21 protein-coding genes and 1 pseudogene are annotated in these 22,748 nt (G+C 58.6%); 12 read left to right on the top strand and 10 right to left on the bottom strand.

Translation table 11 applies throughout. The features are described from left to right. Positions 1-90 precede the first annotated feature (90 nt). The gene (locus IVB05_RS12555; protein WP_247786669.1) at positions 91-1,302 is read right to left on the bottom strand and encodes a DNA topoisomerase IB; all 1,212 of its coding nucleotides are present in this window, start codon (positions 1,300-1,302) and stop codon (positions 91-93) included. 719 nt (positions 1,303-2,021) lie between these two features. Between IVB05_RS12555 and IVB05_RS12560 the strand changes: the two genes are divergently transcribed. The 5 genes from IVB05_RS12560 to IVB05_RS12580 all read left to right on the top strand — a co-directional run bounded on the left by IVB05_RS12560 (position 2,022) and on the right by IVB05_RS12580 (position 7,418). Further along, on the top strand, positions 2,022-2,312 hold the full coding sequence (locus IVB05_RS12560) for a hypothetical protein (RefSeq protein WP_247784649.1): 291 nt from the start codon (positions 2,022-2,024) through the stop codon (positions 2,310-2,312). Positions 2,313-3,210: 898 nt separating this feature from the next. Next, complete coding sequence (locus IVB05_RS12565; protein WP_247784651.1) at positions 3,211-4,068, top strand: SIR2 family protein; 858 nt, start codon at positions 3,211-3,213, stop codon at positions 4,066-4,068. A 399-nt stretch (positions 4,069-4,467) separates the two neighbouring features. Beyond that, the gene (locus IVB05_RS12570; RefSeq protein WP_247784653.1) at positions 4,468-5,082 is read left to right on the top strand and encodes a hypothetical protein; all 615 of its coding nucleotides are present in this window, start codon (positions 4,468-4,470) and stop codon (positions 5,080-5,082) included. A 71-nt stretch (positions 5,083-5,153) separates the two neighbouring features. Continuing rightward, complete coding sequence (locus IVB05_RS12575; protein WP_247784656.1) at positions 5,154-5,384, top strand: hypothetical protein; 231 nt, start codon at positions 5,154-5,156, stop codon at positions 5,382-5,384. A 1,593-nt stretch (positions 5,385-6,977) separates the two neighbouring features. Next, the gene (locus tag IVB05_RS12580; RefSeq protein WP_247784659.1) at positions 6,978-7,418 is read left to right on the top strand and encodes a DUF6766 family protein; all 441 of its coding nucleotides are present in this window, start codon (positions 6,978-6,980) and stop codon (positions 7,416-7,418) included. Here the strand turns inward: IVB05_RS12580 and IVB05_RS12585 are convergent. From IVB05_RS12585 to IVB05_RS12595, 3 genes are read right to left on the bottom strand one after another with little or no spacing between them, the layout of a single operon-like run. Beyond that, entirely contained in the window at positions 7,415-7,897 is a 483-nt protein-coding gene (locus IVB05_RS12585; RefSeq protein ID WP_247784660.1) for a DUF2269 domain-containing protein, read from the bottom strand. The two genes, IVB05_RS12580 and IVB05_RS12585, sit on opposite strands and share 4 nt — an antisense overlap. Then, positions 7,894-9,168, bottom strand: a complete 1,275-nt coding sequence (locus IVB05_RS12590; protein ID WP_247784663.1) for an SDR family oxidoreductase — start codon at positions 9,166-9,168, stop codon at positions 7,894-7,896. The genes IVB05_RS12585 and IVB05_RS12590 overlap by 4 nt, the downstream gene beginning before the upstream one ends. Before the next feature lie 3 nt (positions 9,169-9,171). Beyond that, on the bottom strand, positions 9,172-9,729 hold the full coding sequence (locus tag IVB05_RS12595; RefSeq protein WP_247784665.1) for a diguanylate cyclase: 558 nt from the start codon (positions 9,727-9,729) through the stop codon (positions 9,172-9,174). Positions 9,730-10,460: 731 nt separating this feature from the next. Here IVB05_RS12595 and IVB05_RS12600 point away from each other — a divergent pair. Then, positions 10,461-11,150, top strand: coding sequence for an HAD family hydrolase (locus IVB05_RS12600; RefSeq protein WP_247784667.1), 690 nt, complete (start codon positions 10,461-10,463; stop codon positions 11,148-11,150). A 566-nt stretch (positions 11,151-11,716) separates the two neighbouring features. Here the strand turns inward: IVB05_RS12600 and IVB05_RS12605 are convergent. Next, complete coding sequence (locus IVB05_RS12605; RefSeq protein WP_247784669.1) at positions 11,717-11,893, bottom strand: DUF3072 domain-containing protein; 177 nt, start codon at positions 11,891-11,893, stop codon at positions 11,717-11,719. Here IVB05_RS12605 and IVB05_RS12610 point away from each other — a divergent pair. After that, positions 11,892-12,596, top strand: a complete 705-nt coding sequence (locus IVB05_RS12610; protein ID WP_247784671.1) for an NUDIX domain-containing protein — start codon at positions 11,892-11,894, stop codon at positions 12,594-12,596. The genes IVB05_RS12605 and IVB05_RS12610 overlap by 2 nt on opposite strands. 44 nt (positions 12,597-12,640) lie before the next feature. Here IVB05_RS12610 and IVB05_RS12615 read toward each other — a convergent pair whose 3' ends face one another. Further along, on the bottom strand, positions 12,641-14,248 hold the full coding sequence (locus IVB05_RS12615; protein ID WP_247784673.1) for an FAD-dependent oxidoreductase: 1,608 nt from the start codon (positions 14,246-14,248) through the stop codon (positions 12,641-12,643). A gap of 68 nt (positions 14,249-14,316) precedes the next feature. Further along, positions 14,317-14,433, bottom strand: a pseudogene (locus IVB05_RS12620) (DUF72 domain-containing protein); the annotation flags it as partial. Positions 14,434-14,594: 161 nt separating this feature from the next. On the opposite strand from IVB05_RS12620, the gene IVB05_RS12625 reads away from it, so the two are divergent. Further along, positions 14,595-15,110: a ferritin-like domain-containing protein gene (locus IVB05_RS12625; protein WP_247784676.1), complete on the top strand. Its 516-nt coding sequence runs from the start codon at positions 14,595-14,597 to the stop codon at positions 15,108-15,110. 72 nt (positions 15,111-15,182) lie between these two features. On the opposite strand, the gene IVB05_RS12630 is transcribed toward IVB05_RS12625, so the two are convergent. Continuing rightward, positions 15,183-16,040 (bottom strand): SDR family oxidoreductase, encoded by an 858-nt coding sequence (locus IVB05_RS12630; RefSeq protein ID WP_247784677.1) that lies wholly within the window; start codon positions 16,038-16,040, stop codon positions 15,183-15,185. A 166-nt stretch (positions 16,041-16,206) separates the two neighbouring features. Here IVB05_RS12630 and IVB05_RS12635 point away from each other — a divergent pair, with 166 nt between their 5' ends. From IVB05_RS12635 to IVB05_RS43755, 4 genes are all read left to right on the top strand, one after another. After that, positions 16,207-16,749, top strand: coding sequence for a DUF4142 domain-containing protein (locus tag IVB05_RS12635; protein ID WP_247784680.1), 543 nt, complete (start codon positions 16,207-16,209; stop codon positions 16,747-16,749). A gap of 988 nt (positions 16,750-17,737) precedes the next feature. After that, positions 17,738-18,979: a glycosyltransferase gene (locus IVB05_RS12640; RefSeq protein WP_247784682.1), complete on the top strand. Its 1,242-nt coding sequence runs from the start codon at positions 17,738-17,740 to the stop codon at positions 18,977-18,979. Between the two features lie 58 nt (positions 18,980-19,037). After that, positions 19,038-20,075 (top strand): glycosyltransferase family 4 protein, encoded by a 1,038-nt coding sequence (locus tag IVB05_RS12645; RefSeq protein ID WP_247784683.1) that lies wholly within the window; start codon positions 19,038-19,040, stop codon positions 20,073-20,075. A 100-nt stretch (positions 20,076-20,175) separates the two neighbouring features. Beyond that, positions 20,176-20,475, top strand: coding sequence for a hypothetical protein (locus tag IVB05_RS43755; protein ID WP_346771850.1), 300 nt, complete (start codon positions 20,176-20,178; stop codon positions 20,473-20,475). Positions 20,476-20,853: 378 nt separating this feature from the next. Here IVB05_RS43755 and IVB05_RS12655 read toward each other — a convergent pair whose 3' ends face one another. Both IVB05_RS12655 and IVB05_RS12660 read right to left on the bottom strand, forming a co-directional pair. Beyond that, on the bottom strand, positions 20,854-22,107 hold the full coding sequence (locus tag IVB05_RS12655; RefSeq protein ID WP_247784684.1) for a DUF763 domain-containing protein: 1,254 nt from the start codon (positions 22,105-22,107) through the stop codon (positions 20,854-20,856). After that, on the bottom strand, positions 22,104-22,706 hold the full coding sequence (locus IVB05_RS12660) for an alpha-ketoglutarate-dependent dioxygenase AlkB (protein WP_247784685.1): 603 nt from the start codon (positions 22,704-22,706) through the stop codon (positions 22,104-22,106). The genes IVB05_RS12655 and IVB05_RS12660 overlap by 4 nt, the downstream gene beginning before the upstream one ends. Positions 22,707-22,748: the final 42 nt, after the last annotated feature.

Here is a 22,748-nt window from a genome sequence, read left to right on the forward strand (position 1 = left end):
CACAACAGCAATCAGGCGCGGCGTTTTCTTCGCTTGCTGGATCGGCGGCTTGAGGAGGAAAGACAGCCTGGGTTCTTCATCGGAAGGCTTTCATGCATCGCCGCTTGGTGAAGTAGCCGGAGGGGCATTCCTTGCTCTCGATCTTCGGCATGGCACGTGGCCCCTTGTTGTGGAGCTCCGCTTGCCAGACAACAATTTTGGATCGGCGCTGGCCGGCAGCTCCGCCTCTTTGGCGAGCCGGCCGCGCAGTAACGCGAGCACGGCGGCTTCCTCCGGCTTCATATTTACGACAGCGTTCCGAAGCTCGTTCTCGGCTTGTGACTTGATCTCAAGGACCAGGTTTCCATCCATGTAGGAGTTCAGCACCTCCGGATGGATGTAGCACTTCCTGCAGATCGTCGGCGTGTTGCCGAGCCGTGCGGAGACTTTCTCGATCGCGCCGCGAAGATTGCGCTTCGCCTGAGCGGCGCTGTCGAAGCTCTCAAGTTCGCTCAAGGCCATGGCCGCCAGCACCGTCCCCGCCCAGGTTCGGAAATCCTTTGCCGTAATGTCTTTACCGGTAATTGCCTTGAGATACTCATTCACGTCGGTCGATGTGACATCCTGGCAATTGCCTGGTTCATCGATGTACTGAAGTAGCTCCTGTCCGGGGAGCTCCTGACAGGCCCTAATGATCTTTGCGACGCGCCGGTCTCGTACGCGCAGCGACCATTGTTTGCCCCCTTTACCGGTGAAGCGGAAACGAACCTCGTTTCCCTCGACGCCCACGTGCCGGTTCTTCAACGTGGTCAGGCCATAGCTGCTGTTCTGCCTGGCGTAATCGTCATTCCCTACACGTATCAACGTGGTCTCTAGGAGATGCACGACGGTTGCCAGAACTTTTTCCCGCGGCAGGCCGCGCAATGCCATGTGCTCACGTACGGTTTCCCGAATGGAAGGCAGCGCGTCTGCAAATGCGACCACATGCTCGTACTTCGTGCTTTCCCGCACCTCGCGGAAGCGCGCATGGTAACGATACTGCTTGCGACCCTTTGCGTCACGGCCGGTTGCCTGGATATGGCCATCCGGAAGCGGACAGATCCACACGTCAGTCCAGGCGGGCGGGATCGCGAGTGCTCTTATCCGCTTCAGCGCGTCAGGCTCGATGAGCCTCGAGCCGTCGGGTCGTCTGTAGCTGAATCCCGTCCCCGCCTTCTTGCGCCCAATGCCGGGCCGTTCGTCGGAAACATATCTCAGGCCCGCGGATTCGGCGGCATCCCGCGGGTCGACGATCGCCTGCGCGCTATCCGGTGGCTCGACCAGCAACACGCCTCCTATCCTGCCTCCAAATGAACCTTTCTGATCAAGGGAGGTTCCTTGAGGTTTTGAAGAGGCAGAAAAGGCATAAGCTATCAACAACGCCACTGTTTAGCGGTGGGCTCAAAGAGCGGGCGCCGCTGAAGCTATCTTGGGTTAACCGGCTCTGCGGTGGCGCCCGCCGCGCCTTCCCGTGGCCGGTTTCGCCGCGCCGCTCCGGCGGGTAGACTTTGCCGGGCGGTTGGCGGCGACGCTTCGCCGGAGAGCGTCCATGAAGTTGACGACGTTCTCGCGTGACGGCTTGACTGCAGGCGCCTGCGCGGGACGTTTCGCCTGCTTTCTGCGCTGGATGCGCACGAGGCGCTGCGATAGTGATCCTCCAGCATAGCAGAATCGAAATCGGCTGACTTCGTCCGGATGATGTGCTGCGCGAGCTTCATCATTTCGGGCGGCAGCTTCATCTCTGGAATCTCGCTGAAATATTCCAACTCATTTCGGACCTCGTGTGCGAAGCGCAGCGTCACGCCGCGGAGGCCGCGGCCCGTCGGCTCAAGCAGAAACGGCCGCTCGCGTGAGGACAGCACCACGCGCGCAAAGCCGACAACGGCCTCTCGGCTCATCGCATCTCGGATCACCGCAAACGATTCCTGACTGATCTCCTCGCGGGGCATGATGTAGTACGGCTTCTCGAAATATCGCGAGTCGATCTGCCCGGCGGGAAGGAAGTGCTCGATTTGGATTGTGCGCGTGTTCTGCGGCCGCGGGAAAGTGACGGCTTCCTCCTGCTCCTCGTCTTCATCATAGTCGGCCGCGCCCTCTTTGGCGGGCTCGTCGTGAAGGCTGGTGGGAACGGTTGGCGGGCTTTCACGGCGGGGCGGGGCGGCCAGTTCCGCCTCACCAGGCGCCGGGCGCTCGCGTCGCGCCCGCTCAAGGTCTCGGTCCTCGACCAGCAGAAATTCGTTCTCGCCGACTTCATAGCCGCGCGCCTTGTCGGCTGCGTCTGGCTTGGCCAGTAACGGAATCGATGAGTTTCTGTTTGAGGCGATGGCCTGTTGGCCGGTTGACCCGCCGGAAGGAGATCCGCTCGGCCGCCGAGATTGCGGAATAGAGCGCGATAGGACACGAGACGAAGGACAGCTTCAGATAGCCCTTCCAGTAGGGTCGGCACGCTGGCACGGAAACTCCAACGCACAAAGGGTGCAAAAGCCAAGCCGATGGCCAAGGTCGCGGAGTCAACGGACGGTAGGGTCAGGAGTTCAGGGCGGCCTGTGTTCCACATCTCTGGCAGGAATGTTCCGATGGCCCTTGCGGAGATTCGAGCCCGCGGCTGCTACGCCCTATGCGCCATCGCTGATTAGCGAAGAAGATCATCGAGATTGCACAAACCGACGTCCGAGATCCGGCTCAGATTTCCGCCCTCGCAATCAAGGAGATCGGCATCGAATAAGGCCTCTCACACCGGCTAACTACGGACCGCAACTGGATGCGGGCGTCCCGCAGCAATGGGAACATCAAACTAGGAACTAGCCGCTTCATATGGAATTAAATCCATAGGCCAGTCACAAAGGAATGCTGGCCATGCACGGTCCCGCCGATAAACCTCCATGACCACCTCAAGGTGGGGCCGTGCTCCAAGTCGGAGAAACAGTGTATGGCCGAGCCGAGCAAAGAAGGAGGTTGAGGCGCGAGCGTATCAACTTCGCTGACTCTCTGTGACGCAATCGAGCGAGCCTATAGCGATCTGAGCAGCTCCCCAAGGAAGCCGCTTAAGATGAAGAAGTCTGCCGTTGCTCGTTCTGCTGAAGTGCGCCGCACTCTTGCGAAGCCGCAATTAACTCAGACGCTCCAGCGGACCCATTCCAGAAAGGCTCGATGCGAATAGAGAACGGCATAGCCCTGACCTATTGAAAACGGATGAGAACTTCAGAAGCAAGTGTGGAAAGGCGAAAATCATCTTCCAGGGACGTCTTGGCAGATGCAATCAAGCGGCGTCACGCGATTCTATTCGTTGGCGCCGGCGTCTCGATGGCTGTGGGGTTGCCGTCTTGGCAAAGCCTCGTCGATCACCTGCTGAAAGAGCTCGACCTCAGTCCCGACGTGATCGATGGAATGAGCGACGGTTATCAACTGCTGGCCGAATTTTATCGCCTGAAGCAGGGTGGAATGGGTCCTTTACGAAGTTGGCTGGATCGAACTTGGAAAGTCGCTCCGGATCGCGTCGCCGAGTCGCAGCTTCATAAACTCATCGTCGAGCTCGACTTTCCAGCCATTTACACCACTAACTATGACCGCAACCTCGAAACGGCGTTCGAAGTCCACAATAAACCTTACGCAAAGATCGCGAATGCGAAGCAGATGGCCGATGCTGCGGATGGCGTGACGCATATCATTAAGTATCATGGCGACTTCGACGACGATGCGTCGCTGGTTCTGACCGAGACCGATTTTCTTGACCGATTATCCTTCGACTCCCCTCTGGATATCAAGTTTCGCGCGGACGCCTTGGGTCGCACCATCCTGTTCATTGGATATAGCATGTCTGACCCCAACATCCGCCTGTTATTGCACGGCATTTGGCAGACTTGGGAAAGATCAGGTCACCGAGATCATCGTCCGCGCTCGTTTGTGTTCATGCCCTCATCGAACCCCGTGCAAGAGGCGATGCTCGCCCGCTGGGGAATTACGCTGTTGACGCCCGAAAGCGGAGCGTGCGCAGATGATGCGCTGGTGGCCTTCCTTGCAGATATCCATGCAAGAACCCGCCCTTCATGATCGCGAAGCCTGTTGGCTCCTGTCGCGCTCTCACCACCATCCGGTGGCCGCTGCCGCACGGAAAAATCATGCCCGCTGCCTGCGAGAGTCTTGGGAAGGCGGGCCAAGGCGGAGCAGCCACATAATTGTGGCCCGTCCGGTGGGGCCGTCGGACATCTATTCCTTGCCACCAGTTCTCGCCGTTTGCAGCTAACGCCAGAACAACGCGAGCAGCAGAATGACAGGAAGAGGAATGCCCAAGAGCCATAGCAGGGCGCCTCTGCCAAACGTCATCGTCAACTCCTCTTTTAGGTCTCTCTAGGATTCTAAACGAAAAAGCGCATCGGCAGTTCCCGAAAGGGAACAGAAGTTTGAACCCTGCGTTTCCACCACAGTATTGTTGAACTGGAGGAGTTCATCATGGCCTCGCGCACAGTGCCTAATGCCTTTTTCGGTTGGACCTGGTCAGCCGTACTGGCGGGAGTATTTGCTTCGTTGGTTGTTCAAATCCTGTTGACGATGCTGGGGTTCGGCATCGGTCTGCTCGCGATTGATGTCCCGACCGCTCAGGCCGCGCCTGCGGGCGCCAGCTGGGCCGCCTTCGTATGGTGGGCGGTATCGGGCATCATCGCCGCCTTTACGGGCGGCGCGGTCGCAGCTGCCAATTCGCCCGATCAGACGGGTCTCGGGCGAGTGGGACATGCCCTGGCCGCCTGGTCGGTCGCAACCGTGGTCGTAGTAGCGGCAGCGGCAATGATCCCGGCGTCCGCCACCAGCGTTGCCAGCAACTTGGTCGGCCCGTCATACGCGGCAAGCGCCCGCGTCGCGGCCTTGTCGGGTGTGCCGAACCGCGAAACCGTCGGCTCGGCTGCCCGGTCTCCGACGCAAGCGCAAATCGAAGAGGCGCGCAAACACTTCGCCTATGTGATGTTTGCAAGCTTCTGCGCGCTGCTGCTTGGCGCCGGCGCTGCCTATGCGGCCGGGATGGCCACCACAAGTCAGGCTGTCAAGGAAACGGCACGACCAGTTACGTAGGAAAATTCGGGTCGCAGTTCGCCAACCGATGGAGCGCGGTCATTTTTCCGCGCCGGAGCGAGAGAACCAACATGCGCACGGAAATAAACGTTCTCGACAAGCCGATCGAGCGCATCAAAGACACCTGCGACCTCATGGGGATCGTCGGTGACTTTGAGCGGAGGCTTCCGGAACTCGAGACTTACCTTGAGGGCTTGGTTGCCGAAGGCGAAACCGATGAGGAGCGCTTGACCGTGAGCGGCCTTTCCTTCCTGAAGCGGAATTTTGGTCGGCAATCGTCCCAGGGAAGTGTCGCAGAATAATCGGCGAGGCCATGCGTCGGATCATTGCGTGCGGTCATTTTGCATGGACTGATCAGCAGCAACTATTCGATGTCGATCGGCCACCTTGCGGGAGCGCGTCTGGGGCGCAAAGCCGATCGACAACGGGTGTTCTGCGTCGAGTTATCATGAAGAATGATAGCTTTGCAGTGCACATAAGAATATGCAGACGCTCGGGTAAGAACAGTGGCAAGCTCACGAGTGTCAGGTTCGAACCGCGCAGACGGGACGGCGGTTGGCAATAGCGCAAGCGGGAGATCTACGATCACGGCAATTCGCCCGTCGTCCTGCGCCAGTCGAAATACCGTTCTAATCACCCGCCAACAGGGACGGCCTGGACCACTTTATAGAAGCATGTGCCGGCAAGCTCGACAGTGAGAATGCCGAGGCTCGAATCACGAAGCACCTAGATGGAAAGTCTACGTCAGCCCGCCACCGTGGTGGAGAAGATCACGTTCTTGCGCCTACTCAGCGGCGGACAAGGTGTCCGAGTGCGACGGCCTGGCTGATGAGGGAGGAGATATGAAACCTGCTGCAGCAGGACGCAGCGATAGTTGCTGCCGGCGACATCATCGACGCCAAGACGGTCGTTTCTATCCAATTTCTGAGAGATCGAATTCGCGCCAAACCGCGGGTTTGAAGATTTCGGCCATCCATCGTGCCGTCAAACTAATCAAATGAGAGCAGTCCGGCGCTTAAGTGCATGACTTCCGCTCAACTGCCATAATGCGCCAAGCTTCGTCCTTGAGTTCGTCGAGCTGATAGTCATCGCCGGTCTCAAGAGTTAAACGACCCGGTTCGCAACAGACGACGTCTTTGTCTCCCATCCAAAACGTTGCGCCAGTCGGACCGTGCGTAAGCTTGTCGCCATTCAATACGAATTGCTCTGCTGTCACTTGCATATGCATGTTGCCACACCCTTACTCGAACATCCATTTCCACAACGCCGGACATGCAATCTCGTTGCAGGCCGTGGAAGGTGTCTTGGCAGGAACGTGATCGGCCTCCCGTATAGGAGAGCGCAAAGTGCCCAACAGCGGCGGCAAAAAGCCATGATCAACGCGCAGAGGGACGCCTGCGTAACCCCGAGGTGGCCTCCAGCGTCGTCGGCGCAAAGAGCTAGAGCCTTTCATGGAGTTAGTATAGGCGACGCCAGACGCCACGAGATTCCTACGCCATCGGACGTAAATCGTTCCTAACGATTGTGCCAACTGGCCGGGGAGCCGGGGCATTGGCGGAATGGCTGCAAATGGTTGTATCAGCTGCAGCCGATGATCAACAGCGAGTGATGTGGGACGTCCCCAAACTCACCTGATAGAGGTCCGGCTTCAATGGCGGGTCACCGCCACTTGCGGGAGCAACGTGTCCCAGGTGGCATCGAGACGCCGCCGCCGGAACACTTCTGAGACACACGCTGGATCATTCGGAGATGATGGTCCCTGGTTTGAGAGCGGCGCAATTCCCTGACCTGCGTACTAGCATCTCTCGTCTAGGTTCCAATGGAGGCGCGACGAGACAGTTGGCAACCGCAGGGGCGGCAGTCGCGTTGAATGTTGGGCAACGCAGGAGGATGCCATGCCGCGCAAGTCGATCTGGAGCCGCTACGGCTTTCTTTGGGTTACGCTCTCGCTCTTCCTGATCAGTTTGTCAGGCCACTGGATCTTTGGATGGGTTGCATTTGTGCGCGAGCAGCAAGACCACAGCGCAACCATTGAATTCAGCGGCTATTTCATCCAAATGATGAGAGACACGCTTGAGAACTGGCAGTCGGAATTTCTGCAGTTGCTCTGGCAGGTCGCAGGACTCGCGATACTGTTGCACGTTGGGTCACCGCAGTCGAAAGAAGGCGATGATCGCATGGAAGCGAAAATCGATGCGATCCTGCTGGCTGTTGATTCCAAGAAAGCGGAGGCGGTCCTTAAGGAAATTGATGACGCCTATGAAGGTCGCCACACCGATAGGCACTTCGTCGAATCGCTGGAAAAGAACGGACGAACCAAACGGAGGAGAGATTAGTCCCAATAGGGGATGGCAGGACGGGCGATCATGAGCCAGAAGATGATGAGTATGGCGGCGAACGCGGGAAAACCGAAGGCGAACCACCAACGGAAAAGACGCGTGTACTCGTAGGGTAGCGATGAGTTTGACTTGACGGCGCGGATGGCAAGATCCCGCATGCGCATCTGCATCCACACCACCGGCAACCAGAAAGCGCCAGTCACTACATAGAGCAGAATGGAAGCTGCGATCCATCCATCCCCGAGAGAATAGCCGCTCAACCAGGCGAGCCAGACCCCCGTAATTGGCTGAAGAACAATGGCAGTCGCGGTAAACAGGAAATCAGCCAGTACTACGGTCCGCGCAACGCCGGCCACTTCACGCGGCTCGCCCCGCAGATGCGCCACAAGCAGAAAGAAGGCGATGCCGGCGCCGGTGCCGAGGAGGACGGCCGCGCCGATGACGTGTACCGTCTTGAGGAGGAAGTAAAATGTCACCGGTCCTCCCGGATCGCCATCGCCACCAAATTGAGCATCAGCACCGGCCAGATCTTGAGCATGGGACCGAGCGGGTCGCTCCACAATCGCGGGACCAGGGCCGTCCCTATCACGATGTACGCTAACGAGATGATAAGCGCAGCCCACAAGCCATAACGGCTTAACGGCCGCGAAAGGATGGCCAGGCCAATGACGATATCGGCGAGGGCTCCTGCGGTAACGGTGAGGGCAGCGAAGTTTCCTTCCAGCCCGCCTTCCTGGAGCAAGGACATGCCGTGGTTCCAGCCCGGACCGAGCGAAATGACGCCGGTGACGATCCAGAACAGGCCGAAGACGCCGAATATGAGTGGTTTCAGTGAATACAGCCGCGCAAACCAACGCTCCTGAACTGACGCGGGTTCGCTTGCGAGCGCGACTTCAACATCGCGCGGTGCGATTCCTGTCTCACGACGCCAAGGCTCCGGATCGCCGGTGGCACCGCGTCGCATTTCGGCTTGGGCTGTCGTGTTGATGGGTGTTCGCCAGCCGAATGTCTGGGCGACGTTCCCCACTAGATAAAAGGACGAGGCAGCCCATAAAGGCAGCTTCAAAGGGCGAGCGGGTCGCCATCGCAGCCAGCGGCGGAAGAGAGCAACTGCATCGCTGAAAGTCATCTGCAGTGGCCCGGGCAAATCCAGCGCGATACGCGAGGGGGCGTTGGGTCTCGTGAAAAAGGCGATAGTCTCGACAACATCGTCCAGATGCACTGGTTGAATGAGCGCCGTGTCGGGCATGACTGGCAGAATCGGCAACGACGCAAGGCCACGCAACAAAGCGCTGCCCCCGTAGGCGCCTCTGCCGATCACAACGGAGGGACGCAGAACAACCCAATCGAGGTCGCGTGACGTCAGTGCCGCTTCGCCCTCCCGCTTAGTGCGCGAGAAGACGCTCGGGGTATCACGATTTGCGCCAATGGCGGAAAGAAGGATGACGCGGCGGATGCCCTCCGATTCGCAAGCGGCGTAAAGCGCGCCGCTGCCCGAGATATGAACGCCATGCATATCCTGCCCTTGCAGCGCTCCCGCTGCATTGATAACTGCGTCGATGCCTTTGAGAATTGGTTTCCAGTTGGCAGGGTCCGTCGTCTGAGCAAGGTCGACGGCTACGTGACGCACCCCGCGCAGCCCCGTCGGGGAGCGCGACACCGATATGCACTCGTGCCCCTCGACGGAAAGCCGTGCGTGAATAGCAGATCCAATGAAACCCGTGCCACCAACGATCAGGATGCGCATAGATTATTCCTGTGCTGGCTGGTTCCGGTGACGCAGACCGCGGATCAACTCCTCCAGGTAGGGCAAAACTTCGAGGAGCGCGGTCAAGACCAGCATCGTGAAGATGTAAGGGATGGGTAGCGGTTGCTGCTTCAGCGTGAATGAAAAATCCGGCATACCAATGCCGAACAATGCTGCGAAGGCTGGCCAGTGAAGTGCAATCACCAGCAGCAAGCCCGTTAGGGGAAGCATTTCGAGAACGCTGTGGACGTGCTGTTCGGCCGGCTGGATCTCGCGCATTGCCGATGCGTAGCGGACATCCCAAATGGCAGTCGCTTCATGAAGAATCAGAAACACGATCATAATCAGAATAACGCCCGATGTAATTTCAAAGAAAAGCGCAGCCAGCACCGGAATAGCCATTTCGCCGAACTGAAGAAGGTGCAGGATCGACTCTCTCCATCCGCTCGTCTTTTCGATATGGGCGGCGCGATGACAGAGATAATCGGCAAAGCCGGCGGCAAGCCAAAGCGGCAGCACGAAATACATTAACGTTCCCCGCAGAACCTCGTCAGGCCCCATGTCACACCTCCTGTGCAACGCGTCTGGACGGATAAATCGGCAGCCGCCACAAACGTTCCTCTGGAGGGCCACCTCCAATCTTCGCCCTGCGGACCGCTTCGAATCCGTAACCAGGTGATCGCTCGTGCAACATTAGATCGCGAGTAGTGGTTGTTGCCGTGGTCGAATTGAAATTTGCAACCGTTGATTTCGGCCCTCTTGACGGGCAGCGTAACCGGGTGGTTTCGACGCCCGCGCTCGCTGCATTGGCGAAAGCGGAAGCAAAACGTGCTATGCAACCTACGAGTTCGAGCAGCTGTTGGTCCCACGCCGAGAGTGCAGGCAGTTTTGCTGGGTCGACCTTGCGTACGAGGACAGGTCTCGGCATCAGCCCCGTTCTGGGCGCTGCTTTTGAGGTATGGTTGGTGTTCCATCCGCTCCGGTCATCAATCGACTATCGCGACTCCGCTGCGATGTCGGCAATCGCAGGGATCGTGGATTACTGAACAACTCCAAAGCGTCTAACGCCAGGTTGGGAGTTGATCTTGACCGAACAATCGATGTTTTGCGAGCTTGGCCCTCGCCGCGGGAGCCTTGATATCGCGGCAGGGGGCGCCCGAACCCCAATATCTAACGCGACAAAGGGCGCTTCAGATCGAAGTATGATTGCTTTGCCATTTGTCTAGGAACCGTTTCGACCGCACAGCTTTATCATCGTCAGGCCGCTCGCGGTGTAAGGTGTGGGAGGCTGTATGCTGTTTTCGGGCTACATATTCGATGTGGAAGGTACGCTAGTCGACTGTGTGCGCCAGAATTTGCTGAGCCTGCAGGAGTCATTGGCCAATTTTGGCGCAACGGTACCCTATGAAATTTTGCAACTCTATTCCGGATTGGACGGCGACCAGACGCTTCAGCTCATTGCTCCCGCTATGAGCGCTGAAGAGCGCAAAAGGGTGCTTGAAGCCAAGGAGAAAGTTTACGACGGCAAATATCTGGCAATGGCAAAGCCCTTCGCGGGCGTGCGTGATGTACTTGAGGCGATAGCCAAAGCTGGCGGACGAATTGCGCTGGCAACGGATTGCAAAGGCCCAGAACTCAAACATTACCGATCGCTTCTGGATGTTGACGACCTTATCTCCTGTGTGGCGTGTGGGGACGATGTCGAGCATGGCAAGCCAGACCCTCGGCTGGTGGGGTTGGCGGTTCGAAGGTTAGGTGTGTCGGTCAAGCAGGCTATCATGATTGGCGATACTCCATATGATGCCGAGGCCGCGAGGTCAGCCGGTGTGGCAGCCGCCGGTCTCCTTACTGGCGGATTCGCCAAGGAAGCTCTGCTGGAGGCTGGATGCTCCATCGTTGCAGGTGATCTGCCCGAGCTTCTAATGAGTCTGGAAAGTATGAGCGATGAAGGTTCTTTGGACCGCTCAGGAAGCCCAGCTTGAATTTCCATAGAGCAGGCATCCGATGCATCCGATGACTTACTGTTTCGCAGCGTCGCGTGGCGCGCGTTGGTAGGGTCGGCGGCGCATCCATGCCGCGCACCTGTGCGAGAAGCGGCCCCGGTCCGCCGGTCACGCTTTTATTGCGGGCGTGGCGGTGGAATGGCCGGTTTACCGGGCGCGGGCCTAACCGATATATCGCTATCGGGCATCTTGTCCCTGCCTTGGTCGTTGTTGTCGCCGCGACCGGCCGAGGTCGAACTGCCGCTGCCGCTCGGGCCTGATGCTGCGCCTGTCGTTCCACTGGGCGCTGCCCTTGGGTTTTCCGAGCTTCCGGCGGGATCTCAGCCACGACCGCTTGGGCCGCCGCTCCGCGCGAGCGCAACCGACTGATTGCCTAGCACTACGATCAAGAGGAGTGCAAAATACTTCATCGCGGGTTCTTTCTTCCCATCCGGATGGCCTCAGCGGGGCGAACTGAGACCATCTCGCCCTGGTCTCTGCCGGGGCGGCCGGCACTCGACACGAACTTGCAGGGCCAGGCTTGGTTCAGCCGAGCATGGTGTGACTTAGATCTTTGATCGATGCTCGGCAGCCTTGTGACGAAGTTCGTCGATCATTTGTTGCGCGCCCGTGCACGTGAGTAACTCGCCGGACTTATCGGGAACGTCCGCTTCGTCGCAGAGGCGCTTGAGTTCCTTGCGCTGGGCTTCGGTCATTGGATCGGTATGGGCATTCAATGCCATGGCGGTGGTCTCCTCACTTTGGAGCCAACGCGAGCAGCGTCCGCTCGTTCCGGACTCGAGAGTAACGCCTGGATCGAAAACCGTTCGTCGGCGTTTATTGGCCATGAGACCGGTCGGCGAAACGGTGCAGATCCGTAATATCGAAACGCGCGTGCAAAGCAAAAAAGGCAAGCTGATGAGCGTCAGTTATGCCCAGCGTAGACGAGATGGCGACCAGCAGCAGCGCAAGCGCGAGATCTACGATAGCGGAAACTCTGCTGTCATTCTTCCCTATGATCCGGCCCGCAGGACAGTATTGCTGACGCGGCAATTGAGGCTTCCCATATTCCTCCAAGATGGAAAAGAGAACGCGCTGGAGGCCTGCGCCGGGAAGCTCGACGGCGCAACGGCCGAAGAGCGGATCAGAAAAGAGATCGAAGAAGAGCTAGGCTACCGGATTGTTGAGGTCGAACGATTGTTCGAGCTTTATGTCAGTCCCGCATCGATCATGGAGAAGGTTTTCTTCTTCACTTGTTCCTATTCGCCTGCACAAAAAATTTCCGGTGGTGGCGGACTCAAGGAGGAGGGGGAAGATATCGAGGTAGTCGAAACCACCCTGGAGAACGCTGCGAACATGGTCGCCACCAGAGAGATCCTCGATGCAAAAACAGTCGTGCTAATCCAGTATTTAAGCGAACGCGTCCGGACCCCGAAAAGCTTGTGACTGTCGCGCGGACATTGGGCGGCGCGGATCGTCCGTGCGGTGACCTAGGTAAGGCGATTGAGATTTTCGAATGGGGTGAGGTCCCTCGGTTCGTTCTCTAGTTCTTCGCCATCGCGTCGCTCCGCCTTGATACTTACCTCAGCCAGCGGGCCGACAGCGGGCGCATTGAGCGGCGTTCCATCGACTGCAAAATGAGATCCGTGACAGGGACAATCCCAGCAGGTCTCGAAGGAATTCCAGTGCAGGTGGCAGCCCAGATGCGTACAGGCCGCCGAGCGGGCGTACAGCGTGCCGGAAGGATCACGATAGGCTGCGATCTTGCTCGTACCCTGCCGGATGATAGCGCCGTGCCCGGCTTTCAGCTCGCTGATATCGGCCAGTTCGCCCGGCGCGAGGTACTCGGCAAAGTTCTTCACGGCGGTTACATTCTCTCGCAGGAAGTTGCCGATCGCGGCGGGCGTCTTTCGCGAGGGTTCATAGACTTCGGCCCATTTGGCTTCTCGCCCCAGGATCAGCGCTGAGTTGATTATCGCGCCCACAAGCCCGTGCGTCATGCCTTGGCCGGAATCGCCGGTATGTACATAGACACTGTTGCTTCCCGGATTTCGGCCGATGAAGCCGGCATAATCGATGGTGTCGAGGACCTGGCCCGACCACCGATGGGTGACGTCTTGCGCGGCTGGAACGAGGTTACGCGTCCAGGCCTCGAGAGCCTGAAAGCGGACCTCGGCGTCATCGGCTTCGCCGCTCTTGTGGTCGCCGCCGCCGACGATGAGAAAGTCGGTTCGACCATCGCCAGGCTGCAGCCGCACATAGTGGTAGGGGTCGAGCGTGTCCCAGTATAGGGCGTCCGGAATGGCTCCCTTCGGAATCGAAAGGGCCATCGCGTAGGTGCGATAGGGAGCCATTTTGGTATGCAGCGCAAATCGATCGACGATTGGAGCATTGGTCGCCACGACCGCAGCCCGGGCCGTTATCGTCCGGCTGCCAGCCGTAATAATCACCTTGCCGTCGTCGCGCTCTTCGAAACCTTCGACAACCGTGTCAGAGTGGAAGCTGCCGCTCTTTGCCTCGATAGCCGCGACAAGACCCTTGAGATATCTGAGCGGATGGAAGGTGCCTTGGCGCGTATAGCGCAACGCGTGCTGCTGCCCGCAATGGGCGAGGGGGACGCCGACCAGCCGATCAACCGGCGCGCCGACCTTGCGGACCGCCTCCAGTTCATCCTCGATGATCTTGGAGTCGGTGTTGAACGCCTGAAACAGATAACCGTCCAGCCGCCGAAAATCGCAGTCGATGGATTCCCGCTTCTGAATTTCCTCGATGCGATCTACGGCTGCCGCCTGACTCTCATAGAACAGGCGGGACATTTCCTCGCCACGAAAGCTTATCATCGCCGAGGTCAGATCATCGCATAGCGGCGCCAGATGCGCGGTGGTACGCGCCGTTATGCCGCCTGCGATCTTCCCACGATCAACCACGATGACCCGCGAACCTCCGAGGGCGAGTTCATAGGCCGTGGAAATCCCGGCAATACCCGCGCCAATAATTACAACATCGCATTCCTTGCTGCCCTGGAGCGGTGTCGCGTTTGGGGCGACCGCAACGTCCATCCAAAGCGACTTGCTGCGCCGATCGACGAAATGATCCATCCGAAAGCCCAATAAGTCGACCAAATGATTTCTGGAGGACAAACGGCCGATCAGAGGAGTGGTTCCTATCAGTTCCGCTGTCGTCGGGCCGGCGCCGTCAACTCAGTCAGGCGTCTGGCATCGGCCGGTGCCGCGCTTTTCTGGTCGTTGTCGAAATAGACGAACACGTCGCAGCCTTGCCGCCTCGGGCATTTTGGCGCGTCAGCATCGTAAAATGGCCGAGCCCGGATCCGCCAAGCCGTAGACATGTTCGCGCAGGAGGCTCGTCCGAGGAGCGAGAGGGGCTGGTTAGGAACAATAATCCTGGCAATAACGTTTAGCGAGCATCCAATCAGGAGGATTGCCCATGGGCCTATTCACGCAAGACATCAAGACGATGGACGACCTGTTCCTGCACGGCTTGCAGGATATTTATTATGCAGAACAGCAGATCACGAAGGCGTTGCCGAAGATGATCGACAAGGCAACCAACCGCGATCTTATCGCCGGCCTCAAGGCGCATCTGGAGGAGACCAACAAGCAGATCGAGCGGCTGGACAAGGTGTTTCTGAAGCTTGAGCAGCAGCCAAGCGGCACGCAATGCCCGGCCATCGATGGTCTGATCAAGGAGGCCGATGAGTTGACCGGCGAGATAGCGGACGAGGCTGTGCTTGATGCGGCGATCGTCGCCGGCGCGCAAGCCGTCGAACACTATGAGATCTGCCGCTACGGTACGCTGATTGCCTGGGCCGAGAAGCTCGGTCATGACGAAGTGGTTCGCTTCCTGACCACCAACCTCAACGAGGAAAAGGCTGCGAACACGAAGCTCAATACCATCGCGCTTCGGAAGGGCGTCAACACCAAGGCGTCGAACGCCGCCTGACCCGGCACTGGCAGCCAAGGCTCCGGCGAGAAAAGGGGCCTTGGATGCCTAAGGGGCCGGTAGGAACGTCTGCTATAGGAAGGGCTTTCCGCCAGTGACGGCGATCGTCGCGCCGGATACGTAGCTCGAGAGCGGATCGGCCAGCATGACATAGGCCGTGGCCAACTCGACGGGCTGGCCGGGGCGCTTCATCGGCACCTGTTTGCCGAAATTCTTCACAGAGTCGTCGGGCAAGGTCGAAGGAATGAGCGGCGTCCAGATCGGTCCCGGGGCGACCGCATTGGCGCGAATGCCTTTGTCGGCCAGCATCTGCGCCAATCCCGCCGTGAAATTGTGGATCGCACCCTTGGTCGTTGCATAGGCCAACAGTGTCGGGTTGGGTACATCCGAATTGATCGACGCCGTGTTGATGATGCAGCTTCCCGGCTTCATGTGCCTTATCGCTGCCTTGGTGAGATAGAACATCGCGTGGATGTTCACCTTGAACGTCAGCTCCCATTCCTCGTCGCTGATGTCGTCGATCGATTTGAAACTGGCCTGATGGGCCGCGTTGTTGACGAGGATATCGATTCCGCCGAGATCCGAAACGGCCTTCGCGATGACTGCGCGGCATTGACCGGGATCCTGTATGTCGCCGGGAAGCAGGACGGCCTTTCTGCCGGCTTCCGTCACCAGCCGCTCGGTCTCCCGGGCGTCGTCTTGCTCGTCGAGATAGGAGATCAGAACGTCAGCTCCCTCGCGGGCATAGGCGATGGCAACCGCGCGGCCGATCCCGCTATCGCCGCCGGTGATAACGGCCTTCTTGCCGTTGAGGCGGCCGCTGCCCTTGTAGGACGTTTCGCCATGATCAGGCGCCGGATTCATCGCGGCAGTCTTGCCGGGCATTGGCTGGCGTTGGTTCGGAAACGGAGGGCGGGGATAGTCCAGCATGGCTCGGCCTGCGCTCTCATTGATCGCAATTGTACTTAACATCCGCCTGGCACGATCGTTCCTGCGCTGAGCCGGGCAGGCGAGGGGGCGCGTGGTTTTGATGCGAGGAACGAAGTGGGCCGTCGCCGATTGATACCGGAGGTTCCGTCTTCAGGAAGGATTACAAATGAAGTATCTAGCCCCATGCCTTGCGCTCATCCTCCTTGGCGCGCCTGCAATGGCGCAATCCGTAGGCGAAAAGACCGGCATTAACTCCACCCTCGGCATCGCGCCGAAGACGGAAGATTTCGTGAAGCAAGTTGCCATCAGTGACATGTTCGAAATTCAGTCCAGCAAGATCGCGCAGGAACGGGGCAACGCCGACCAGAAGACGTTTGCCGGGATCATGATCAAGGATCACCAAGGGAGTTCGGCTGATCTGATGGTCCTTGCCGGCGAGTGGAAAACGTCGCTACCGACCGCGTTGGACAGCACTCATCAAACCAAGCTCGACAAGCTCAAATCTCTTAATGGCGCCGACTTCAGCTCACGCTACAACCTTGAACAGGTCAGCGGCCACAAGGATGCCGTTTCGCTGTTTGAACGCTATGCCAATGGCGGCGACGATCCGAAACTGAAGGAATGGGCTGACAAGATGTTGCCGACCTTGCGGCATCATCTGGAAATGGCCCAGGAGATGGCGGCTGGAAAGACCGTGGGAAAGCACTAACGCTTCATTAGCGGAGACCTGGGACTGCCGGACGCGGCCACAAGGTTTTCACGGATCACGTCTTGAACATCTCCGGATTCTCGGCAATGAACTCTTCCCACAGTTCGCGCATCATCCTCTGAACGTCCTCCGACTCGTAATGATTGCCGTTGGGGCAGCTCGTTGCCAAGCTGACCCAAGCGGACAATGCCGGAACGCGGATCGCCGGGATCCGGGACGAAGGCGGCCTCGGTCGGCTTATGCACTATGCCTTGCGGCGTGATGTTGAATTGATTGCGCGTGACTAACGTGTTTGCCATGGCGTTGGAGACTGGACCTTGACGTTCGACGTAGGCGCAACTCGGGAATAACAGCCAAAGTTCCAGTCTCGTCTGACCGAATGTGAGGGGTTTCGGGCAGATCGTAGCAAACCATTCCGCTGGTCGACCAGGGTGCCTTGGTTGGAGTTGAAAGCCGCACGCTACGGAGGCTCATTTGGCCCAGCGGGTTTGAGGCTGCCATGTCTGGCGGCGGTATTGTTGGCGGGTACGCCAGGGAACTTTCAGGGAATTTTTGGGGCTCGCTATCCATAGCGCCTTTGCGGGCATGGTCTCTTCGTCAGGTCCCCCGTGTTCAGGCGGCTATCCTAAAACGCGCTTTTCACTTCAACTTCCCATCTCCTTCGGAAACCGCACTCGGCACGCATCGGCCATCTTAGCAACGCGGAACTCGCCGAAGCGTCGCCCGATGATGAACGTCCATTCATCGGCACTACCCTTCCAATTGATTACGAAACTTCAACCGGCGCTTGGGCTTATCGAATGGGAAAAAGTGGTAAAAGCGTGTCGCTGAGCAATGGCTTCAGTGATGGTTCGTCGGACGTCCGTGCCCGAGCGGCGGGAAGCCAGGTCGAGAGCCGAGTGTCGTTACAATCTCGCCAATGGCTGACTAAGGATTGGGACCGGGCGATCGGTTATGGAAATCCATCTCTGTGAAAGGATACTGCTCAATGTCTCTACTTAACTCGGCTGTTGAGAGATCCAAACTTGGGCTCCATACGATCGAACAGTATGAGCCGCTGATCGGCTCTGCTGCAGCGGAACGGATAGCCATGAAGGCTGATCGCGTCCGCGCGATGCGCGTCGCCCACGTCAGTTCTACGTTCTATGGCGGCGGCGTTACCGAACTACTTACGCCGCTGACGCTGATGATGAACGCGATGGGAATCGAGACCGACTGGCACCTGATTCAAGGCACTCCCGGTTTTTTCGGATGCACAAAGAAACTGCACAACACCTTGCAAGGTGAGAACTTAGATTTGTCTGAAGCTGAAAGAGCCATATACGAAGAAGTCGTATTTGAGAATGCAACGAGACTTCATCTCGAAGAGTGCGACGCGATCATTGTTCACGATCCTCAGCCGCTGCCACTTGTCTCGCAGTTTCCCGATCGGGAGATGCCCTGGCTGTGGCAATGCCACGTCGACCTTTCCTCGCCATTTGCGCCGGTGTGGAGTTACCTGAGCGGCTTTATCGAAAAATACAATGCGGCAATTTTCTCTCTTCCCGAATATGCCCAGCATCTCGGCATAGATCAGCATTTCGTGCCACCGGCGATCGACCCATTTTCACCCAAAAACGGAGAACTGTCTGAGAAAGAGATCCGACAATTCCTGGCCAATTACAAAATTCCCACGGATCGACCGTTGGTTGTGCAGGTTTCCAGGTTTGATCGGTGGAAGGATCCCCTGGGTGTCATCGATGCTTTCCGCAGGGCGAGAGAACAGGTGGATAGTACGCTCGTCTTGGTGGGCAATAACGCATCCGACGATCCGGAGGGTCATGTTATTCTGGAGTCCCTGGAGGATTCGATAGATGGGGACATAGTCATCCTCGCGGTCGATGATCCAATCCTGGTGAACGCACTGCAGCGCCAGGCAGCCGTGGTCTTGCAGAAGTCAATCCGCGAGGGGTTTGGCCTCACTGTCACCGAGGCGATGTGGAAAGGCGCCGCCGTCGTCGGCGGGAACGTGGGCGGCATTCGTCACCAAATCAAGGACGGGTGGAACGGGTTTCTGGTGAAGACGCCCGATGAGGCCGCTGCAAGAATAGTCCAAGTCTTGAAGGACCCTCAGCTTCGAGAGCAACTCGGCTCCCGAGCGAAGGAGAGCGTTCGGGAGAAATTTCTAATGAGCCGGCTGCTCGAGGACTGGCTCGATCTGCTGATCCAATACGGCCGGCCGGAGATCTGACGGTCAGCGGCCGCTAACAAAACGAAACACGCGGATATCCTGAAACGTGGAAGCGCCGATGCGAATTTGCCAGATAGCACCTTTAGCGGAAAGTGTACCTCCAAAGCTTTATGGCGGTACCGAACGCGTCGTTGCGTGGTTGATTGATGAACTGGTCAGCTTGGGCCATGAGGTGACCCTCTTCGCAAGTGGGGATTCAATGACAATGGCTCGGCTCAATGCTGTATGGCCTCGCGCTCTTCGCCTTGGCCGGCCACGCACGGATCCAATGGCGGTTCAAGCGGCCTTGCTGGAAGAAGTGGCACGAACAGCGGCTGAATTCGACGTGATCCACGCGCATATCGATTGGCTGCACCTTCCGTTGCTCAGTCGGCTAGGCACTCCGTTTTTGACCACCTGTCACGGACGAATGGATTTGCCGGGTTTCCCCGATGTGATCGGCCGATTTCCCGCCGCGCCCTTCGTGTCGATATCGGACAACCAGCGTGTCCCGTTGCGCGAAGCGAAATGGATAGGCACCGTATACCATGGGCTGCCGGTCAACCTGTACGAACCTTCATTCGAACGGGGTTTGTACCTCGCTTTTCTCGGTCGTCTCACCGCAGAGAAAGGACCGGAAGCCGCAATTCGCATTGCACGTGCAGTTGGAATGCCACTTCATATTGCTGCAAAGGTACCGCGAGGCGAGCGGGGGTACTTCAAGGAACGACTTGAGCCGCAGGTCGATGGCAAGCAAATCCAGCTTACCGGCGAGGTAAATGACGAAACCAAGCGTCAGTTTCTTGCCGGCGCCGCGGCGCTGCTCTTTCCAATCGATTGGCCTGAGCCTTTTGGCCTCGTGATGATCGAGGCCATGGCCTGCGGCACGCCCGTTATTGCGTTCAAGGCCGGTTCCGTACCGGAAGTCGTTGACGACGGAATAACGGGCTTTGTTGTGTCGAGCGAAGAGGAAGCCAACCTGGCCATCGCACGCCTCGGTGAACTCGATCGACAACGGGTGCGAGCACATTTCGAAAAAAGGTTTACCGCAAGGCGGATGGCGGAAGAATATTTGCGCCACTACGAAACGCTCTCCTATCGCAAGAGTACTGTTTGAGAAGTATATGATTGAGGCAGATACAAACGAATGACCAGCCCTACGCGCGTACGACGGCTGGGCCTTTCTGCAAAGAACCGCGACGTAGCGGCGTTGGCTGGTGGCATCTCTCGCCATCGCGAGAGTGATGGCCTTTTGCATTTCTTCGAATGAATGGCTTGCGCAGCGCCGGCCGATCGCGGACCGGCTCGGAAATTACGTCAGGTGCATACCCGGTCGCGAAAATGATCGGCCGCTTTCGCAGTTCGACGATTTCGGCAATCGGCGTAATCAACTGACCGCCAACATTGACATCGAGGATAGCAAAATCGAATTCAGCGGTCCGCGCCAGCGCTATGGCTTGCGCTATCCGGCCGGCCTCGCTGAGAAATGCGATGGCCTAGCGCCTCCAGCATTATGATGAATCATCCGAATTAGCGCTTCGTCCTCGACGAGGAAAACGTTGTAGCTGTCGCCAGCAGTGCTTTTCGTCATGACACGTGACCCACCGGTCAAGTGCGATGCACAATGCCAGATTTCCCTTGTGCCAACTAGCATGGACCTAAGGTCGGTTAATGGGGAACGCGCCATGCACGGCAACAGAGCGCAGCTCGAAATGAGCGTGCTGCGGTGAGGGGGCCGGGCGCATCGGTCCCAGCTTGGGTGAACTTCACAAAGGCTCGTGGCGCCCGAGCCGACTATTCTGCAGCGCGTAATCGAGGCCGGCGCCAGCCGTGCTGACCAGCAGCATTAAGATGGCAGAGCCGGCACGCGGGAGTCATCGTGGTGACACGATCTATCAAGACTTGTTTGGAGCGATCTTCTTAGGACCGGTAAGGTCCGCTTCCCATCCTAGCACCGAGCGTCCGTCAAGCGAGGCGGATCGGCTTCGTTCGCTGGCGACGAACGCTTCAAAGGATGGCCCTGTTGCGGTTCGCTCCAACCGGCGCGCTTGGTCGTCTAATCGCTTAAGGGCCTGCATTTCCTCATCGCGTCCGAGTTTTGCCCGCTGCACCGCGGACTTCAGTACACGGATGGTCTCATCGTAGACCTTGATCGGAACGGGATAGGGATGGCGGTCCTTGCCGCCGTGGGCGAGGGAAAAACGGGCAGGATCGCGAAAGCGATACGGTGCGCCGTGTACCACTTCCGCGACCATCGCCAGCGATTGCACCGTGCGTGCACCGACGCCCGGCGTCAGCAGCAGTTCCGGAAAATCCAGCGGGCCGCGCTCGGCAGCGGCGGCCAGCGTTCCATGCAGCCGGCGCGTGAACACATCGCTGAAGCGGACATCGTGATGCGCGGGCATGACGAGATGCGGCAATTCTGGTTGCGCCGCAATCTGGTTTGAGAGCGCCGCAAATTCGCGTGCGATTCCGTCCGGTCCAAGCGCGCTGAGGAGGTCTACCTGTGCATTGCGGGATTTCTCCGCGCGATGATCGGTCAGATTGACGATCTCGCCCTGACCGGGTCCGTCGATTGCGCTGTGAGGCTCGTCGACGAAGCTTTGCAAGCTTTCGGAGTGCCAGTGGTAGCGTCGGGCCTGGCCTTTGTCGCCATTCATGCCCTGCTGAACGACAGTCCACTTGCCGTTATCGGTGACGAAGAAGCCATGGAGATAAAGTTCGAAGCCGTCCTGGACGGCGGCGCTGTCGACCTTGGCCACCAGCCGACTGGCACGCGTGAGCGCCGTTCCGTCGAAGCCCGTGCGCTCGGCGAGGGCCATCAATTCCTCCGGCGTCCGGCGCGAATGCTTCCCTCGGCCGCCGCATACGGAGATGCCGAGCTCACCTTGCAACGGGGCAAGCCCGCGCTTCAACGCGCCAATCACGCTCGTGGTGATGCCTGACGAGTGCCAATCCATGCCCATGACGGCACCAAAGGATTGAAACCAGAACGGATGAGACAGGCGCTGGAGGAATTCGTCGCGGCCGTAGTGGTGAACCACGGCTTGCGTGATGATCGCGCCCAGCGAAGCCATGCGCTCCGCGAGCCAGGGCGGCACACGGCCGCCGTGAAGGGGAAGATCGGCGCTGCCGGTTCGTCGTGTCATCGTGGTCCGGGAAGGGTGAGGCGCGGCCAGGATTGCTGGGTCATCGTCCGGAAAGTGATCGAATAGCGAGGCGCCTCCACCGGAGGGATACTGTGCTCCCAATCCGATCTGGCGGCACCGGTCATCTGATAGATCGATCGCGGCGCTGCATCGAGCGTGAAGCGGGTCCATCTGTCACCTGCCGGCCGCCGAAAGCGGAACTTGCAGGCCGAGCCCAGCGACAATCCGAAAATCTGGTCGAAATGCGGCTTGTCGCGGTGCCAGCCGATGCCGACGCCCGTGTCGTATTCGGTGCAGAGAATTTGCGCTATCCGAGTGCCCGCGCCACCAAAGGCCTCGACGCGCTCGATCAGCGGCGCCAGCCATTCGGGGATGGGATCGGCGTCCTGCAGGCGCCGCAAGGTGTAATCGTAGCGATAGCCGAATGAGGCCACGCGCCGCTTGCCTTCATATTGGCCAAACTGGAACGGCTGCAACGGAAGCTCCGCGATGCGCGCCATCAAGTCCTGTTCGATCACCGGCGAGACGAACCCGGTGGCGTAGCGCAGACCCTCGGGAGCGGGCGATTGATCGGCAAAAAGTGGAAGCTGCTCGGCCAATCCGGTGATCCATTCGTTGGGTGGTTGAGGGCAGAATTCATA

The sequence above is a fragment of the Bradyrhizobium sp. 170 genome, from assembly GCF_023101085.1.
In the GTDB taxonomy this organism is placed as follows: Bacteria; Pseudomonadota; Alphaproteobacteria; order Rhizobiales; family Xanthobacteraceae; genus Bradyrhizobium.

Bases quoted from the DNA above. Each gene is read 5' to 3' on its own strand.
- IVB05_RS12615 (WP_247784673.1), bottom strand. From the start codon at position 14,248: ATGGATCATTTCGTCGATCGGCGCAGCAAGTCGCTTTGGATGGACGTT.
- IVB05_RS12625 (WP_247784676.1), top strand. From the start codon at position 14,595: ATGGGCCTATTCACGCAAGACATCAAGACGATGGACGACCTGTTCCTG.
- IVB05_RS12590 (WP_247784663.1), bottom strand. From the start codon at position 9,168: ATGCGCATCCTGATCGTTGGTGGCACGGGTTTCATTGGATCTGCTATT.
- IVB05_RS12580 (WP_247784659.1), top strand. From the start codon at position 6,978: ATGCCGCGCAAGTCGATCTGGAGCCGCTACGGCTTTCTTTGGGTTACG.
- IVB05_RS12630 (WP_247784677.1), bottom strand. From the start codon at position 16,040: ATGCTGGACTATCCCCGCCCTCCGTTTCCGAACCAACGCCAGCCAATG.
- IVB05_RS12645 (WP_247784683.1), top strand. From the start codon at position 19,038: ATGCGAATTTGCCAGATAGCACCTTTAGCGGAAAGTGTACCTCCAAAG.
- IVB05_RS12595 (WP_247784665.1), bottom strand. From the start codon at position 9,729: ATGGGGCCTGACGAGGTTCTGCGGGGAACGTTAATGTATTTCGTGCTG.
- IVB05_RS12640 (WP_247784682.1), top strand. From the start codon at position 17,738: ATGTCTCTACTTAACTCGGCTGTTGAGAGATCCAAACTTGGGCTCCAT.
- IVB05_RS12565 (WP_247784651.1), top strand. From the start codon at position 3,211: ATGAGAACTTCAGAAGCAAGTGTGGAAAGGCGAAAATCATCTTCCAGG.
- IVB05_RS12600 (WP_247784667.1), top strand. From the start codon at position 10,461: ATGCTGTTTTCGGGCTACATATTCGATGTGGAAGGTACGCTAGTCGAC.
- IVB05_RS12570 (WP_247784653.1), top strand. From the start codon at position 4,468: ATGGCCTCGCGCACAGTGCCTAATGCCTTTTTCGGTTGGACCTGGTCA.
- IVB05_RS12575 (WP_247784656.1), top strand. From the start codon at position 5,154: ATGCGCACGGAAATAAACGTTCTCGACAAGCCGATCGAGCGCATCAAA.
- IVB05_RS12635 (WP_247784680.1), top strand. From the start codon at position 16,207: ATGAAGTATCTAGCCCCATGCCTTGCGCTCATCCTCCTTGGCGCGCCT.
- IVB05_RS12605 (WP_247784669.1), bottom strand. From the start codon at position 11,893: ATGGCATTGAATGCCCATACCGATCCAATGACCGAAGCCCAGCGCAAG.
- IVB05_RS12655 (WP_247784684.1), bottom strand. From the start codon at position 22,107: ATGACACGACGAACCGGCAGCGCCGATCTTCCCCTTCACGGCGGCCGT.
- IVB05_RS12610 (WP_247784671.1), top strand. From the start codon at position 11,892: ATGGCGGTGGTCTCCTCACTTTGGAGCCAACGCGAGCAGCGTCCGCTC.